The sequence below is a fragment of the Pseudomonas sp. IT-347P genome (genome assembly GCF_949768005.1).
Classification (GTDB): Bacteria; Pseudomonadota; Gammaproteobacteria; order Pseudomonadales; family Pseudomonadaceae; genus Aquipseudomonas.
Genome location: NZ_CATKPQ010000058.1, coordinates 259,109 through 273,791 on the forward strand (window position 1 = coordinate 259,109; position 14,683 = coordinate 273,791).

The 14,683-nt window shown below is 59.3% G+C and carries 16 protein-coding genes; 4 read left to right on the forward strand and 12 right to left on the reverse strand.

Annotated features, from left to right (window positions below):
* Positions 1-67 precede the first annotated feature (67 nt).
* The 4 genes from ACM6IV_RS25455 to ACM6IV_RS25470 all read right to left on the reverse strand — a co-directional run bounded on the left by ACM6IV_RS25455 (position 68) and on the right by ACM6IV_RS25470 (position 2,805).
* Positions 68-1,366 carry an NAD(P)/FAD-dependent oxidoreductase gene (locus tag ACM6IV_RS25455; protein WP_016986237.1) on the reverse strand — a complete coding sequence of 433 codons (1,299 nt, stop codon included), beginning with the start codon at positions 1,364-1,366 and terminating at the stop codon, positions 68-70.
* A gap of 63 nt (positions 1,367-1,429) precedes the next feature.
* A complete protein-coding gene (locus tag ACM6IV_RS25460) occupies positions 1,430-1,603 on the reverse strand; it encodes a DUF3094 family protein (RefSeq protein WP_042561123.1) in 174 nt (57 codons plus the stop codon).
* A gap of 51 nt (positions 1,604-1,654) precedes the next feature.
* Positions 1,655-2,182 (reverse strand): MOSC domain-containing protein, encoded by a 528-nt coding sequence (locus ACM6IV_RS25465; RefSeq protein ID WP_414872131.1) that lies wholly within the window; start codon positions 2,180-2,182, stop codon positions 1,655-1,657.
* Positions 2,179-2,805, reverse strand: coding sequence for a DUF1780 domain-containing protein (locus ACM6IV_RS25470; RefSeq protein ID WP_007909887.1), 627 nt, complete (start codon positions 2,803-2,805; stop codon positions 2,179-2,181). The genes ACM6IV_RS25465 and ACM6IV_RS25470 overlap by 4 nt, the downstream gene beginning before the upstream one ends.
* A 146-nt stretch (positions 2,806-2,951) precedes the next feature.
* Between ACM6IV_RS25470 and ACM6IV_RS25475 the strand changes: the two genes are divergently transcribed.
* Positions 2,952-3,641 carry an energy-coupling factor ABC transporter permease gene (locus tag ACM6IV_RS25475; protein WP_414872132.1) on the forward strand — a complete coding sequence of 230 codons (690 nt, stop codon included), beginning with the start codon at positions 2,952-2,954 and terminating at the stop codon, positions 3,639-3,641.
* Positions 3,642-3,706: 65 nt separating this feature from the next.
* Positions 3,707-3,922: a hypothetical protein gene (locus tag ACM6IV_RS25480; protein ID WP_414872133.1), complete on the forward strand. Its 216-nt coding sequence runs from the start codon at positions 3,707-3,709 to the stop codon at positions 3,920-3,922.
* Between the two features lie 6 nt (positions 3,923-3,928).
* Here ACM6IV_RS25480 and yacG read toward each other — a convergent pair whose 3' ends face one another.
* Genes yacG through pilB form a run of 5 tightly spaced genes read right to left on the reverse strand, consistent with a single transcriptional unit; the run spans position 3,929 to position 8,540 of the window.
* The gene (gene yacG / locus ACM6IV_RS25485) at positions 3,929-4,129 is read right to left on the reverse strand and encodes a DNA gyrase inhibitor YacG (RefSeq protein WP_123464066.1); all 201 of its coding nucleotides are present in this window, start codon (positions 4,127-4,129) and stop codon (positions 3,929-3,931) included.
* A complete protein-coding gene (gene coaE / locus ACM6IV_RS25490; RefSeq protein WP_414872134.1) occupies positions 4,126-4,749 on the reverse strand; it encodes a dephospho-CoA kinase in 624 nt (207 codons plus the stop codon). The genes yacG and coaE overlap by 4 nt, the downstream gene beginning before the upstream one ends.
* Positions 4,746-5,618 carry a prepilin peptidase gene (locus ACM6IV_RS25495; RefSeq protein WP_414872135.1) on the reverse strand — a complete coding sequence of 291 codons (873 nt, stop codon included), beginning with the start codon at positions 5,616-5,618 and terminating at the stop codon, positions 4,746-4,748. Before ACM6IV_RS25495 ends, coaE begins: the two co-directional genes overlap by 4 nt.
* Before the next feature lies 1 nt (position 5,619).
* Positions 5,620-6,837, reverse strand: a complete 1,218-nt coding sequence (locus ACM6IV_RS25500; protein ID WP_414872136.1) for a type II secretion system F family protein — start codon at positions 6,835-6,837, stop codon at positions 5,620-5,622.
* 2 nt (positions 6,838-6,839) lie between these two features.
* On the reverse strand, positions 6,840-8,540 hold the full coding sequence (gene pilB, locus ACM6IV_RS25505; protein WP_414872137.1) for a type IV-A pilus assembly ATPase PilB: 1,701 nt from the start codon (positions 8,538-8,540) through the stop codon (positions 6,840-6,842).
* A gap of 225 nt (positions 8,541-8,765) precedes the next feature.
* Between pilB and ACM6IV_RS25510 the strand changes: the two genes are divergently transcribed.
* Both ACM6IV_RS25510 and ACM6IV_RS25515 read left to right on the forward strand, forming a co-directional pair.
* Entirely contained in the window at positions 8,766-9,197 is a 432-nt protein-coding gene (locus ACM6IV_RS25510; RefSeq protein WP_250607137.1) for a pilin, read from the forward strand.
* Between the two features lie 294 nt (positions 9,198-9,491).
* A complete protein-coding gene (locus tag ACM6IV_RS25515) occupies positions 9,492-9,848 on the forward strand; it encodes a BON domain-containing protein (RefSeq protein WP_414872138.1) in 357 nt (118 codons plus the stop codon).
* Between the two features lie 269 nt (positions 9,849-10,117).
* Here the strand turns inward: ACM6IV_RS25515 and ACM6IV_RS25520 are convergent, their stop codons facing one another.
* From ACM6IV_RS25520 to ACM6IV_RS25530, 3 genes are all read right to left on the reverse strand, one after another.
* Positions 10,118-10,414, reverse strand: coding sequence for a DUF2845 domain-containing protein (locus ACM6IV_RS25520; RefSeq protein WP_414872139.1), 297 nt, complete (start codon positions 10,412-10,414; stop codon positions 10,118-10,120).
* On the reverse strand, positions 10,414-13,362 hold the full coding sequence (locus tag ACM6IV_RS25525; RefSeq protein WP_414872140.1) for a DUF748 domain-containing protein: 2,949 nt from the start codon (positions 13,360-13,362) through the stop codon (positions 10,414-10,416). The genes ACM6IV_RS25520 and ACM6IV_RS25525 overlap by 1 nt, the downstream gene beginning before the upstream one ends.
* A 219-nt stretch (positions 13,363-13,581) precedes the next feature.
* A complete protein-coding gene (locus ACM6IV_RS25530) occupies positions 13,582-14,598 on the reverse strand; it encodes a class I SAM-dependent rRNA methyltransferase (protein ID WP_414872141.1) in 1,017 nt (338 codons plus the stop codon).
* Positions 14,599-14,683 lie beyond the last annotated feature (85 nt).

Below are 14,683 nucleotides of genomic sequence, written 5' to 3' on the forward strand. Positions count from 1 at the left end.
ATCAGCCACATTAATGTCGACTGACCCACCGCCTTCGGGAGCAAGCCCCTCCTACAGTTTTACTGCATCAATGCAGTTTCAGGCGCGGTTCAGTACCACGGCCAATCTTGCTGCCGAGCATCAGCATCGCCGTACGGAACGGCCCGTACAGCGCCATCTGGTGCATGCGATACAGCGACACGTAGAACATCCGCGCCAACCAGCCCTCGAGCATTACGCTGCCGGTCAGGTTGCCCATCAAGTTACCCACCGCCGAAAAACGCGACAGCGAGATCAGCGAGCCGTAGTCGGTGTACTTGTACTCCGGCAAGGTCTTGCCTTCGATGCGCAACTTCAGCGATTTGGCCAGCAGTGAGGCTTGTTGGTGCGCGGCTTGCGCCCGTGGCGGCACGTTGCGATCGGTGCCCGGTTGCGGGCACGCGGCGCAATCGCCGAAGGCGAAGATGTTCTCGTCACGGGTGGTTTGCAGGGTCGGCAACACTTGCAGCTGATTGATGCGATTGGTTTCCAGGCCATCGATGTCCTTGAGGAAACCCGGGGCCCGGATGCCCGCTGCCCAGACCTTCAGGCTGGCCTTGATCTCGTTGCCATCGGCAGTGATCAGGCTGTCAGCGGTCACTTCGCTCACCGACGCGTTGGTCATGACATTGACCCCGAGTTTTTCCAGAGTCTTGTGCACCGGTCCGCTGATGCGTTCCGGCAGGGCAGGCAGCACCCGTGGCCCGGCTTCGATCAGGGTGATGTGCATGTTTTCCGGTTTGATCCGGTCCAGACCGTACGCCGCCAGCTCATGGGCGGCGTTGTGCAGTTCGGCCGCCAGCTCCACGCCTGTGGCGCCAGCGCCGACGATGGCCACGCTGATCTGCTCGACCACATCGGTTTGTCCGGCATGCGCACGCAGATAGTGGTTGAGCAGTTGCTGGTGAAAGCGCTCGGCCTGTTTGCGGGTGTCGAGGAACAGGCAATGCTGCGCCGCGCCCTGCGTGCCGAAATCGTTGGTGGTGCTGCCGACGCTGATCACCAGCGAGTCGTATTGCACTTCACGCGCCGGGACGAGTTCGACGCCGTTTTCGTCGTAGGTGGCCGCCAGCTGGATTTTCTTCTGCGCGCGATCGAGCCCGCTCATGCGGCCGAGCTGGAACTCGAAGTGGTTCCATTTCGCCTGGGCAACATAGTTGAGTTCGTCTTCGGAAGAGTTGAGCGATCCGGCGGCCACTTCGTGCAGCAGCGGTTTCCAGATGTGCGTCAGATTCGCGTCGACCAGCATCACACTGGCCGTGCCGCGCTTGCCCAGAGTCTTACCCAGACGGGTAGCCAACTCCAGACCGCCGGCGCCGCCGCCGACAATAACAATACGATGGGACATGGGGATAGCTCGCAAGGTTTTTAAAGGAAATCGGTATCGTTACCCAAGCGAGCGCGAGGCAGCTCATAGCGTCAGGTAACTGATAAATCGGCTCAACAGGCCCAGACCAATGGTCACTGCCAGCACCAGCACCAGGAGCATCCACGGCCGGAAAGGCCGGCGCTCGACACGGTGTTGAGACAGTTGCAGGTACTCTTCGACATGTTTCTGGTCTTCGGGTTTCAGGCGGCTGGTCATAAATGCCTCGTCAGGTAGACGTTACTGAATGGGCAGAAGCTACAGCGGTTTTTATCCGGGGTTGAACGCAGCATAGCCGCTGTCCGGAACCGCCTCGACGCTCACTCGGTCTTCGAGGCGAATGATTCCGCTTTGTAACACCCGTGCGGTAATTCCGCCATGCCCGCGCACCGCTTGAAAGGTGCCGGGGCCAAGGTTGTTCTGCAAACGTGCGCAAGGCTGACACCAGCCCGTGGTTTCGAATATGGCCTGACCGATGCGAAAGCGCCGACCCTTGAGGCTGAACAGATTGATTCCGCTGATCACCAGATTGCGCCGCAGATCTTCAGGCTTGACCGGTTGATCATCCGGGCGCCCCATCAAAGCGCTGATCACCGCCAGATGTTCCCACTGAATCAGCGTCACCTGTCGCGCGTTGCGCACACCGGGACGTGCGTGGTCGCCGGTCAGTCCTGCTTCCAGACGCGCCTCCACTGCATCGAGTTCGATCATCGGGCCACGGGATTCTGGGCGCACACCAATCCAGCGCACACAGCCGGTCTGCGGTACATCGGCGATCAATTGCTGCAGTGGTGTCACAGGCTGATTCCCACATCAAAGACGATACTGCGGCCGAGGTTGCTGCGCAGAAAATCCGGTGCATCCGGGTGGGCGAACAGCACGCGGGCGAAGGTCGGACCGACCAGGGACAACGAGCGCCAGCCTTGGCGCAGATATTCGGTCGGCGGGGGGAAATGGCTGTTCAGATCAAGCACTTCGCGTTTAAGGCTGGCGAAAGCAATGATGTCCAGTTCACCCAGATCCATGCCGCGTTCCTTGTAGTTGTGCGCTTTTTTGCGCAAGGTCGGTGCCAGTCGCAGCAGGAACTCGTTGGCCGGGATGCGTTTGGGCTTGGCCTCGCGGCGCACCAGTTGGCTCAGGGAAAAGGCGCTGCGCCGGCGCTGCAGTTCATCACGCCATTCGTCGTTGAGGCGGCGGCCTTCATCGAGCACGAAGAACACCTCGAAATTGGCGTCCCGGAACAGTACGTCCGGCGGTTCGCCGGCCGGCGCGAATTCATCGGCGCGGTAGGGAATGTTCAAGCCTTGCAGCAGGCGCTGGCAAACCCAACGCTCGCGCTCCCATTTGCGGGCATTGGACAGAAAGGCGTTGGCCTGCTCGGCCGCGATGGTCAGCAGGCGTAAATAATCTGAGTCATCCATAAGCCCAAGCTTAGCGTTCAAATGCGACAAGCTGAAAGCTTTGCTTGGCGGATGCGTCAGTACACACGGTGTAGACTTCAATAAATGGATTATTCGCGCGACGACTATCCCGTGTAGGAGCTGTGGTGCAGCAAAGGTAAGGGACAATGATCGGGGCTGAACTGCTTTCCACCGCAAGCCTGACGCTCGGCTGGTTGATCTATCTGCCAGTGCTGCTCTGGGCGATGGTGCGGGCACCGTGGGTCGAGTTGTTCAGCGACAGCCGGCGTCAGCATTTGCTGTTCGGCACCGTGTTTGCGTTGTTTCTGTTGTGGTTGATGCGCAGGGATTTCGATACGGGCGTGTCGTATCACTTCCTCGGCATAACGGCGGTCACGTTGTTGCTGGACTGGCCGCTGGCGATCGTCGGCGGGCTGGTAGCGCAAATCGGCCTGGTGCTGCTCGGGCGTCAGGATCTCGCAGCGATGGGGGCCAATGGCGCCTTGTTCATTTTGCTGCCGGTGCTGGTTACCGAGTGCGTGGCGATCCTCGTCGAGCGTGCGCAGCCGCGCAATCCGTTCGTGTACATCTTCTGTTCCGGATTTTTTGCCGCCGCGCTGTCGGCGTTGTTGTGCCTGATACTGAGCCTGGCACTGTTGTGGTACGACGGCCTCTTCGCCATGCCGGAATGGCTGGAAGATTTCATCGGTTACTTGTGGCTGATCATTTTTCCCGAGGCGTTCATCAACGGCATGATCGTCAGTGCGCTGGTGGTATTCAGCCCGGAATGGCTGGAGACCTTCAACCGCACGCGCTACCTTTCGGCGCCCTGGAAGGACGACGATCCGAAGTCTTGATCCACATCAAACCCGCCACGCGCGGGACATTTCATGCTCGCGCAAATCCCTTCAGGAGCAGCGGCATGGGTGTTTACGAGTGGGCCAGGCAGGAAACCCGGCAGAGTCTGGAAATGGCCCAGGAAGTCGGTTTCGACCCGGGGTTGAGTTTGCGCGCCTTGCTCAGCGCTGTGGTGCAGCAGAGCAAGGCTGTGCGCAATGCCGAAGACCTGGCCGACGAGTTGCGCTTTCTTGCGGAAAACCTCGACGACGATCAGGACTACAGCTTTATGCGGCCCTGACCGGGATCAGTGGCGCGGATCGAAGTCGCCGGAAAACAGTTCATCTTCGGCATCCGGTGCGACCGGAATCTTGTGTTCTTCCGACGCCCAGGCGCCGAGGTCGATCAGCTTGCAGCGATCGGAGCAGAATGGCCGAAACTTGTTTTCGGGGGTGAATTCCACGGGGGCGCCGCAGGTCGGGCAGTCAACGGTGGGGATCTGGCTCATGCTTGGCCTCCGGATAAAGTCAGGTAAAAGTGATGCAGGCGCTCGACCTCGCTGTGCAGCCAGGCAAGGTCGCGGTCGTTGACCACTACGTCGTCGGCGCGGCTCACACGGTCTTCGCGGCTCGACTGGGCCTTGAGGATCGCCTGAACCTGCTGCTCGCTGGTCTGGTCACGCTGCAAGGTGCGTTCGATCTGCAATTGTTGCGGGGCATCGATCACCAGGATGCGCCGGGTCATCGCGTATTGCCCGGATTCGATCAGCAGCGGCGAAACCAGAATCGCGTAAGGCGATTTTGCCAGCGCCAGATGATGAGCGATTTCCTCGGCGATCAACGGATGCAGGAGGGCTTCGAGCCAGCGGCGTTGCTCCGGTACTTCGAAGATCAGTTTGCGCAGGGCGGCGCGGTCCAGCGTGCCATCGGCCTGCAGCACACCGGGGCCGAAGTGTTCGGCAATCTTTGCCAGCGCCGGACGCCCCGGCTCAACCACCCAGCGCGCGGCGTGATCGGCATCCACCACGTGGACACCCAGATCAATGAAGTGCTGGGCGGCCGCGCTCTTGCCGCTGCCGATGCCGCCAGTGAGGCCGAGAATCCAGGGTTTTTCCACAGGGGTATTCATTTCAAACCGACAAACTGCCAATAGAAGGCGGTTATTTGACCACCCCAGAGCAAGGCAATCCAGCCGGCAATTGCCAGGTAGGGGCCGAAAGGGATCGGCGTCGAGGTTTTCTGCTCGCGCAGGCGCAGCAAAATCACCCCGATTATGGCGCCGACCAGTGAGGACAACAGAATCGTCAACGGCAGAATCTGCCAGCCACCCCATGCCCCGAGCAGCGCCAACAGCTTGAAATCACCGTGACCGATGCCGTCCTTGCCGGTCAGCAGTTTGAACAGCCAGAACACCGACCACAGCGACAAGTAACCGGCCACCGCGCCCCACAACGCATCGTGCAACGGCACGAACAGGCCGAAACTGTTGACGATCAACCCCAGCCACAGCAACGGCAGCACCAGTACATCGGGCAGCAATTGATGCTCGGTGTCGATCAGACTCATCGCCAGCAGACCCCAGGTGAGGAAGATCAGCAGGCACGCCGGCCAGCCGAAACCCGAGTGCCAGGCGATGAAGGCCGAGAGCAGCCCACAGGCCAGTTCGGTCAAGGGATAACGTTTACTGATCGGCGCGGCACACGCTGAACAGCGCCCGCGCAGCCACAGATAACTGAGCAGGGGAATGTTTTCCCACGGGCGAATCCGGTGGGTGCAATGCGGGCATTCGGAGTGCGGCAGCATCAGGTTGTAGGTAGGTTGCGGCGTTTCGCCGGGCAGACCGAGCACATCGTGGGCCTGCTGGCGCCAGTCGCGTTCGAGCATCTTCGGCAGGCGCCAGATCAGCACATTGAGGAAGCTGCCGACCACCAGTCCCAACAGCAGGGCGGTGAAGACAAAGGCCAGCGGATACACGGCAAAGAGTTCGTCGATAGGCATGTCAGATCGCTGAGCCGAGCTGGAAAATCGGCAGGTACATGGCCACCACCAGACCGCCGACGATCACCCCCAGAACGACCATGATGAACGGCTCCATGAGGCTGGTGAGATTGTCGACCATGTTATCCACTTCTTCTTCGTAAAAGCCTGCAACCTTGTCGAGCATTTCATCCAGGGCGCCGGACTCTTCGCCAATCGCCGTCATCTGCACGGCCATGATGGGAAAAACGCCGCTGCTGCGCATCGAGAAGTTCAGCTGCATGCCGGTGGAAACGTCCTGACGAATGCGCAGCACGGCGCGTTTGAAGACGACGTTGCCGGTGGCGCCGGCCACCGAGTCGAGTGCCTCCACCAGCGGCACACCGGCGGCAAATGTGGTCGACAAGGTTCGGGCAAATCTCGCCACGGCAGACTTGTACATCAGCGTGCCCACCAATGGCAGCTTCAGCAGCCAGGTGTCTTTACGATCGCGCAAGGCCTGGGAGGTTTTCAGCGCGTGGCGGGTACCGAAAATGGCCGCGACCAACGCAGCGAGAATGGCCCACCACCATTGCTGCATGAATTCAGACAGACTGATCACCATCAGGGTGAACGCCGGCAGTTCAGCGCCGAAACCGGAAAACACTGACTGAAATTGCGGTACCACCTTGACCAGCAGGATCCCGGTAACAACCGCGGCCACCAGCACCACAGCGGTGGGATAGGTCATGGCTTTCTTGATCTTGGCCTTGAGGCTTTCGCTTTTTTCCTTATAGGTCGCGACGCGTTCGAGCAGGGTGTCGAGGGCGCCAGACTGCTCGCCAGCATCGACCAGGTTGCAATACAACTCGTCGAAGTACTGCGGTTTCTTGCGCAGGGCTGCGGCGAAGCTGTTACCGGCCGCGACCTCCTGCTTCACCTCGTCTACCAGCTTGCGCATGGCCGGATTTTCAAAGCCTTCGCCGATGATGTCGAACGACTGTAACAGCGGCACGCCGGCTTTCATCATGGTCGCCATCTGCCGGGTGAACAGGGCGATGTCCCGGGCCTTGATGCGTTTGCCAAAACTCAGCAATGACGCGGACTTCTTGCGCACCTTGCCGGGATTGATCCCCTGTTTACGCAGTTGGGCCTTGATCAGCGCCGGACTCTGTCCGCTCAACTCACCGGTGACTTTGCTGCCTTTTCTGTCCGTACCTTCCCAGGCATAAATACTGATCTTTGCTGCCTTGACGGCCATGTTCAGTCCTTGGTGACCCGGTTGATTTCTTCAAGGCTGGTAATGCCTTGCATGGCCTTGCGCAAACCGGAGGTGCGCAGGTCGTCGAAACCGTCACGGCGCATCTGTGTGTCGATTTCCAGCGAATTGCCTTCGGCCATGATCAAGCGTTGCAGCTCTGCTGTATTTTTCACCACTTCATAAATCCCCACGCGTCCCTTGTAACCGCCGTTGCAGTGATCGCAACCGACCGGCTCGTAGATCGTGAAATGGCCGATGCGTTCCTCGGGGAAGCCTTCCTTGAGCAAGGTTTCGCGCGGGATCTCGATGGGTTTCTTGCAGTGGCTGCAAAGTTTGCGCGCCAGGCGCTGGGCAATGATCAGGCTGACCGAGGTGGCGATGTTGAAGCCGGGAATGCCCATGTTGTGCAGGCGTGTCAGGGTTTCCGCGGCGCTGTTGGTGTGCAGGGTCGAGAGCACGAGGTGACCGGTCTGCGCGGCTTTGATGGCGATCTCGGCGGTTTCCAGATCGCGGATCTCACCGACCATGATCACGTCCGGGTCCTGGCGCAGAAACGAACGCAGCGCTTGGGCAAAGTCGAGTCCCTGTTTGGGATTGACGTTGACCTGGTTGATGCCTTCCATGTTGATCTCCACCGGGTCTTCGGCGGTGGAGATGTTGATATCGACGGTGTTGAGGATATTCAGGCCGGTGTACAGCGACACGGTTTTACCGGAACCGGTGGGGCCGGTGACCAGGATCATGCCCTGTGGTTGCTTGAGAGCGGCCATGTACAAGTCCTTTTGCTCTGGCTCGTAACCGAGGGCGTCGATACCGATCTGCGCACTGGACGGGTCGAGAATCCGGATCACCACTTTTTCGCCCCACAGGGTTGGCAGGGTGTTGACCCGGAAGTCGATCGACTTGCTTTTCGACAGGCGCATCTTGATTCGCCCGTCCTGGGGTTTGCGTCGTTCCGAAATATCCAGGCTGGCCATGACTTTCAGGCGTGCGGCAATACGCCCGGCCAGTTGAATCGGCGGCTTGGCGACCTCGCGCAGGATGCCGTCGGTGCGCACCCGCACCCGGTAGTTTTTCTCGTAAGGCTCGAAGTGCAAGTCGGAAGAACCGCTCTTGATTGCGTCGAGCAGCATCTTGTGCACGAAGCGCACCACTGGCGCATCGTCGGCGTCGAGGCCGCCGATAGCGTCCTGTTTGCTGTCGTCGATGGATTCGACATCGATCCCGTCGAGATCGACATCGGCCATGTCCTCAAGGCCGCTGGCCTGGGTGTCGAAGAATTTTTCGATGGCATCGGTGAGTTTCTCGTCCTCGACCAGAATGGCTTCGGTACTCAGCCCGGTGCTGAATTGAATATCGTTAATTGCTTGATGGTTGCTCGGGTCGGAGATGCCCACGAACAACTTGTTGCCGCGCCGCCACAAAGGCAGGGCGTGATGCTGGCGCACCAGTTTTTCGCTGACCAGGCCTTTAGGCTGGGTTTCCTTGTCCAGGCAATTGAGATCCAGCAAGGCCATGCCGAAATGCTCGGAGGCGATCTCGGCAACCTGCGAGCTTTTCACCAATTTGTTCTGCACCAGATAGCTGACCAGCGACAGCCGATTGCGCTGGGCCTGTTGCCAGGCTTGCTGGGCGCCTTTTTCCGTGAGCAGTTCGGCCTGCACCAATTGCTTGGCCAGACCGCTCAGAGCGATGTCATTCATGGGGATTCCGCACGCTTGCCGTTCATGACTTATAGCCTAGTCAAGTGACAGCGCCAAACACGGCGGGTGCAGGTGACAAAAAGTGTCAGATAGTGCGGTTGCAGGCTGTAGGAAACGGCATCGCTCGCCGATTGCGCCCAATGGACGGGGCTTGCGGGCCTTGGCATGGCCTATGCTCAATCTCTTTCAGATCATGAGAATTCGACTCATGCATGGAGCGTGTCTATGAAAAAACAACAAGGCTTTACCCTGATCGAGCTGCTGATCGTGGTGGCGATCATCGGGATTCTGGCGACCATTGCCTTGCCGCAGTATTCCAAGTATCAGGCGCGGTCGAAGGTGACGGCAGGGCTCGCTGAGATCAGCGCATTGAAAGTGCCGTTCGAAGACACCATCAATCAGGGCACTGATCCGACACTGACACTTGTAGCGGGTGCCGCGACCGTCACGACCTCCAATTGCGCCGTCACTGCATCGGGTACTGCGTCCACGGGTGCCGGGACAATCGTCTGCACGATTAAAAACGCGCCAGGCCCGGTGCTGGATAAAACCATCACCCTTACTCGTTCCTCGGGTACCGGTGCGGGCGTATGGACTTGCGGTACGACCGTTGCACCGGACTATTCGCCAAAAGGCTGTACTGCCAGCGGTACCTGATGTGTTGATGGACAGCCGAATGCCCCGCAATGCGGGGCATTTTTCATTGTGAGTGCTTCTCAAAAGCTTCAATAATTTCAGCGTCTTAGGAACTTTCCAAAAAACCGCAACTTGCATGTGAATATCGCGCAACTCATGCAAATTGCATGATTCCGGAAATTTAGCATATACGTAACATACTGATTTTTAAGGATATTGTGCTTAACAAAAAGTTGGCACAGCGTTCGCAACTACCTTGGTAACCCTGCTGACAAGACAACCAGCAGACTTTCCAGAAAAACAGGAGTTACTCGTATGAAGAAGTTCGCTATCACTGCCGCTGCTGCTACCGCGCTGACCCTGACCATGGCTTCCGGTGCATTCGCCCAATCCACTCAGGCTACCCAGGCTCCAATGACTCTGGCCGCTGGTGAAGTCACCCAGGCTAAAGAAGCTACTTCTGACACTTGGATCACCACTAAAGTCAAAGCTGACCTGGTTACCGAAAAAGGCATTCCAGGTACTGACATCAAAGTAGAAACCAACAAAGGCGTAGTATCGCTGTCGTCGACTACTGCAGTAACTGATGCGCAAAAAGCTACCGCTGTAGCAATCGCCAAAAAAATCAAAGGCGTCAAAGCGGTTTCCGCTGACGGCCTGAAAGCCGAGTAAGGCATGACTTCTCGCCTGGACCGGGAGAAGACGCGACAGACGGGCCGAGCAATACGTCTGCCGCAACTTTAGAGTTCATGCGAAGGGTCACACGGATGTGACCATTACAGGCCCCGCCACTTGTGTCGGGGCCTGTTCTATTTCAGAGACAACACAAAACAATTGTGGGAGCGAGCCTGCTCGCGAATGCGGTCTGTCAGCTGACGAAGATTTCGACTGACACGACGCATTCGCGAGCAGGCTCGCTCCCACAGGGGTTTGGTGTTGGTTTAGTCGCCGCGTTTGCTGTTGATCTGCCGCAGACGATTGCCTTCGAAGCGCAGGTATTGATACATGCCGTTGCTCGGACCGTAGGTCCATTCCTCGACCTGAAACTCCTCGCGACGGTTGGCGCTGCGCTTGTAGCCCAACACATCACGGCTGACCGGTTCGCCGCACTTTTGCACGACTTCGCTGGCACGGTCGCCAAGGCTGATCAGTTGACTGCCGCAGCGCAGCGTATCGGAGGCCGAGGCGTGGCTGGCCGCGAAGGTCATTGCGATCAAGGCCAGCCACTGCAGTTTCATCATTCGGCATCCAGATGCATTTGCGTGACCACGCGGCCATCGCTCTCGGCTTCACCGAGATTGGCATCGATGAAGTACACGCGGTCGTCTGCCAGCTTGCCTTTATCGACCAGATAATCCTTGATGCTGCTGGCTCGGTCCTGACCCAACTGACGCAACAGCACGTCGCTGCTGCTCCAGAACTTGATCACGCCCTCGCGCAGCTTCGCCGTGCGTTCTTCCTTGCCCAGATCCTTCCATTCGGCCGGCGGCTGGGTTTTCAGACGGGTGCGGTAGATGCCTTCGAGCAGTGGGCCTTTCTCGCTGTCCGGCACTTGCAGCAACGACGCCTGCGCCGGGACTTTATCGCCGCGACGCTGGAGCATCTTGTAGTAGTTGTACTGGTATTCGCGTTCCAGGCGCTGTTCGGCGAGCAATGGGCCGTCGCTGCTTTTGGCCGCGGTGCCTTCGATTTCCAGGCGCAGGGCGGGGCGCTCCTTCAGCGCTTGGGACAGTTTCACCAGCGCCGCTTCGGCATCCTTGCTCAACTCGCTGGAACCCGGGGCAAACGACACGGTGCCAAGGTCTTGCGAACTGCCGCCACTGATCAGCCCGCCAATCATTTTGAAGGGCGCGGCAGCGGCTTTGACGATCAGGTTGCGCAAGGTCTGCCAGACAATCGGCATCACGCTGAACTGCGGGTTGTTCAAGTCGCCGGTCACTGGCAACTCGATGGAGATCTTACCGTCGACGTCCTTGAGCAAGGCAATCGCCAGTTTCAGTGGCAGGCTCACGGCATCCGGGCTGTCGACTTTCTCGCCGAGCTGCAATTGCTCGACCACCACTTTGTTTTCGGCTTTGAGCTGGCCCTTGGTGATCAGGTAATGCAGGTCAAGGTTGAGGCGGCCCTTGCGGATACGGTAACCGGCGAATTTGCCGGAGTAGGGCGTCAGTGTCGTCAGCTCGACCCGTTTGAAACTGGTGGCGATATCGAGGCTGGCCATCGGGTCGAATGGATTGACCGCGCCCTTGATGGTCACCGGTGCATAGCGGTCGACCTTGCCTTTGATGTCGACGCTGGCCGGTTTCGCCTGGCGGCTGTCGATGGTACCGATCTGGCCATTGAGTTGCTGCACGGCGGTAGCGAAGTTCGGTGTCAGGCTGAAGTCGGCGAAGTTGGCCGAGCCATCGTTGATGGCGATGCCACCGATGTGAATGCCCAGCGGTTTTTCGTTGCTGGCCGGTTTCGCCGCTGTGGTTTTGGTGCCGCTGTCGGCGGGCTGCGGGATCAGCAGGTCATCGATGTTGGTGGTGCGATCATCGTTGATCATGAACCGCGCATACGGCTGGAACAGGTTGATCCTGTCGATCGACAAGCTGTCGCCGTGCTGATAGTTCAGGCCTTCGACCACCACCTGCTGCCATTTGAGGAAGTCGCGGGTTTTCAGGGTGTCGAGGGTGTGCAGTTGATCGATCTGCGCGCGCCCGGTAACGCTGAGGGCCAGCGGCTCGGTGCTCTTGAGGTTGACCTTCAGATCGCTGCCGAGCATGCCGCTGCGCAGTTCCAGGCGAATGAACGGATTGATGTAGGACTGCGCGACACGCAGGTCGATGTCCTGGGTTTTGACGTTGAGCTGGGCGTTGACGGGGGCCAGATTGACCGTGCCATCAGCCGTGATTTTGCCTTGTTTGCCCACGCCGCCATCGAGCTTGAGCTTGAAAGGCGAACCGTTGAGGCTGTCGAAATCCTGCAGATCGACGTTGAGCGGCGTGATATCCAGCGCCACCGCAGGCGTTGCAGAGCGATCGGCCAGATGCACGGTGTAGTTACGCAATTGCACATCTTTGAGCAGCACTTGCCATGGCTTGCTCGGCGCAGGCGGTGTTTTCGGCGAGTCGGCGGCTGCCGGGGTGTTCGCCGGTTCGGCAGCAGCTTTGGCGGCCGGTTTCGATGGCTGGCTGGCGAACAGTTTCTGCCAGTCCAGTTGCCCATCGGCTTCGAGCGCCGCCCAGGTTTCCAGTTTGTTACTGCGGATTTTGCCGACCACCACTTGTTGTTTGGCCAGGTCCAGCGAGGTCTCGCTGACGTCGAGGCGTTCAAGTTTAGCCAGTGGGCGCCCGTCCGGAGCCTTGATGGCGAACGGCGCGATGCTCACCGCGACGTTGTTCAGCAGCAGTTCGGTTTCTTTCGACAGATTGAGTTTGTAGTCGGTGCTGAGGCTGATCACGCCGTCTTCGAGCACCAAAGGCACCGAGTCACGCACGTAGGGCCAGAAAGCTTTCATCTTGCCGTCGGTGACTTTCAGGGTGCCTTCGGAGGTGAACGGGATCAGGCTGAAATTACCGCTCCAGTCGATTCGCCCACCGGCCGGGCCGATGGCGATCAGGGTCATGTCGGCGCTGTCTTCGGGCAGGGTGCTGAGGTTTTTCAGTTCGAAGCTGAGGTCGTCGTAAAGAAACTCGATGGGCTCGCTCGGGCGCACGTCCTGAAAGTGCACCACACCGCTGGCCAGTTTGATGTTATCGATGCGCAACGGGAAGGGTTTGGCGTCCGGGTCGGCCGGTGTCGGCTCGCTGGCCGGCACATTGAACAGACCGAGCAGGTTGAGCTTGCCGTCCTTGGCAAACAGGATTTCGGTCTTCGGCTTGTCCAGCTCGATGTTCGCCAGATGCAGGGCTTTGGTCCACAGACTGTCGATTTGCAGGTCGGCGTACAAGCGATCGAAACCCACCTGCTCCTTGCCCGGCTCGCCGATGATCAGACCCCACAGGGTGACTTCAAGGCTGAACGGGTTGAGTTCGATGCGCTGGATATGCGCAGGCACCGTCGCGTAGCTGGCCAGTTGCTGATTGGCAATGCGCAGGGCGATGCCCGGCAGAATCAGAAACCCCAGCAAGCTGTAGAGGGCCAGAGCGGTCAACAGGGCGCCAATCGCGCGGATCAATCCTTTGGGCATGTGCGGCTTCATCTGTCTGAATCGGAGTGCCTTGGAGTATGGCACGCGATTCTGGTTCCGAAGTACATCGCAGGGGGCAGGATTGTTCAGATTTTTGTGTAATCACAAACACTGTGGGAGCGAGCTTGCTCGCGAAAGCGGTCGTTCAGTTGATAAATATGCCGACTGACATGACGCCTTCGCGAGCAAGCTCGCTCCCACAGGGGAACAGTTGTCAGCCGCGCGGGCGGTTCAGAGCTGCAGGATCAGGGTTTTCAGCGGCGGTTGCTGGTCCATCGACGGGAAGTCGGCGCCCGGAGTCATCACTTGCCATTCACGCACCGGTCGCCCGGCCTTCTCGGCACAGCGCAGCACCTGCTCGCGCCAGTCGTCCATGCTGACTTTTGCCAGGTTGTTGCAGCAGATCAGCACGCCGTTGTCGGCGGTGGTCAGCAAGGCCGGCTTGAGCAGGCTTTGATAGTCGCGCAGCAAATCGACGGTGCCGAAAGCGCTTTTGGCCCAGGCTGGCGGGTCGAGCAGCACCAGATCGTATTGACGCTGATCGAGGCGCTGGTAGCTCGGCAGTTTCTGCCCGCGACGCTGGCTGATCGGCAGACCGGCTAGTTGGCGAATTGCCGGAAAGTAATCGGACTGGATGAATTGCATCTCGGGCAATTGCGGATTGAGCAGGCCGTTTTCGCGACCGACCGCCAGGTTGCCCTCGGCGAAATCCAGGTTGCACACTTCGCGCGCACCACCGGCGGCGGCACTGAGACCGACGCCACAGGTGTAGGCGAACAGGTTGAGTACGGATTTGCCTTTGGCGTGACCCTTGACCCAGCCGCGGGTGTTGCGCAGGTCAAGGAACAGCAGTGGATCCTGCCCGGCATGGCGACCGCGCACCCGGTAGTTGAGACCCCATTCGTGGCCGACCAGATCGGCCAGCGCTGCGTCATCGGCTTGGTAGACGCTGTCTTCGCGATCAATGCGCGAGTTGCCACGGGAGCGGTCGTTGTAGACCAGAAGGGAGTCGAAGCCCAGGGTCTGGTTGACCATGGCGTGCAGTTGTAGCAGATCGTCACGCTCGAGCGTCTGGTGAAAGCTTTGCACCAGCAGTTGCGGGCCGTAGCGGTCGATGGTCAAACCGCCGGCGCCTTCCTGGCTACCGTGGAACAGCCGATAGCAATCGGTGCCCTGGCTGTGTAGCTCAGTGAGCAAGTCCTGGCGTTGATCGAGGGCGGCGCGCAGCGCCTGATTCAAGGAAGACATGCGGGCGCCTTGCTGGAGAGAATGGGGGCGCGGGAGTTTAGCAGCTTGGCGGGCTATCGAGTGGCGCCCTTCGCGAGCAGCCTCA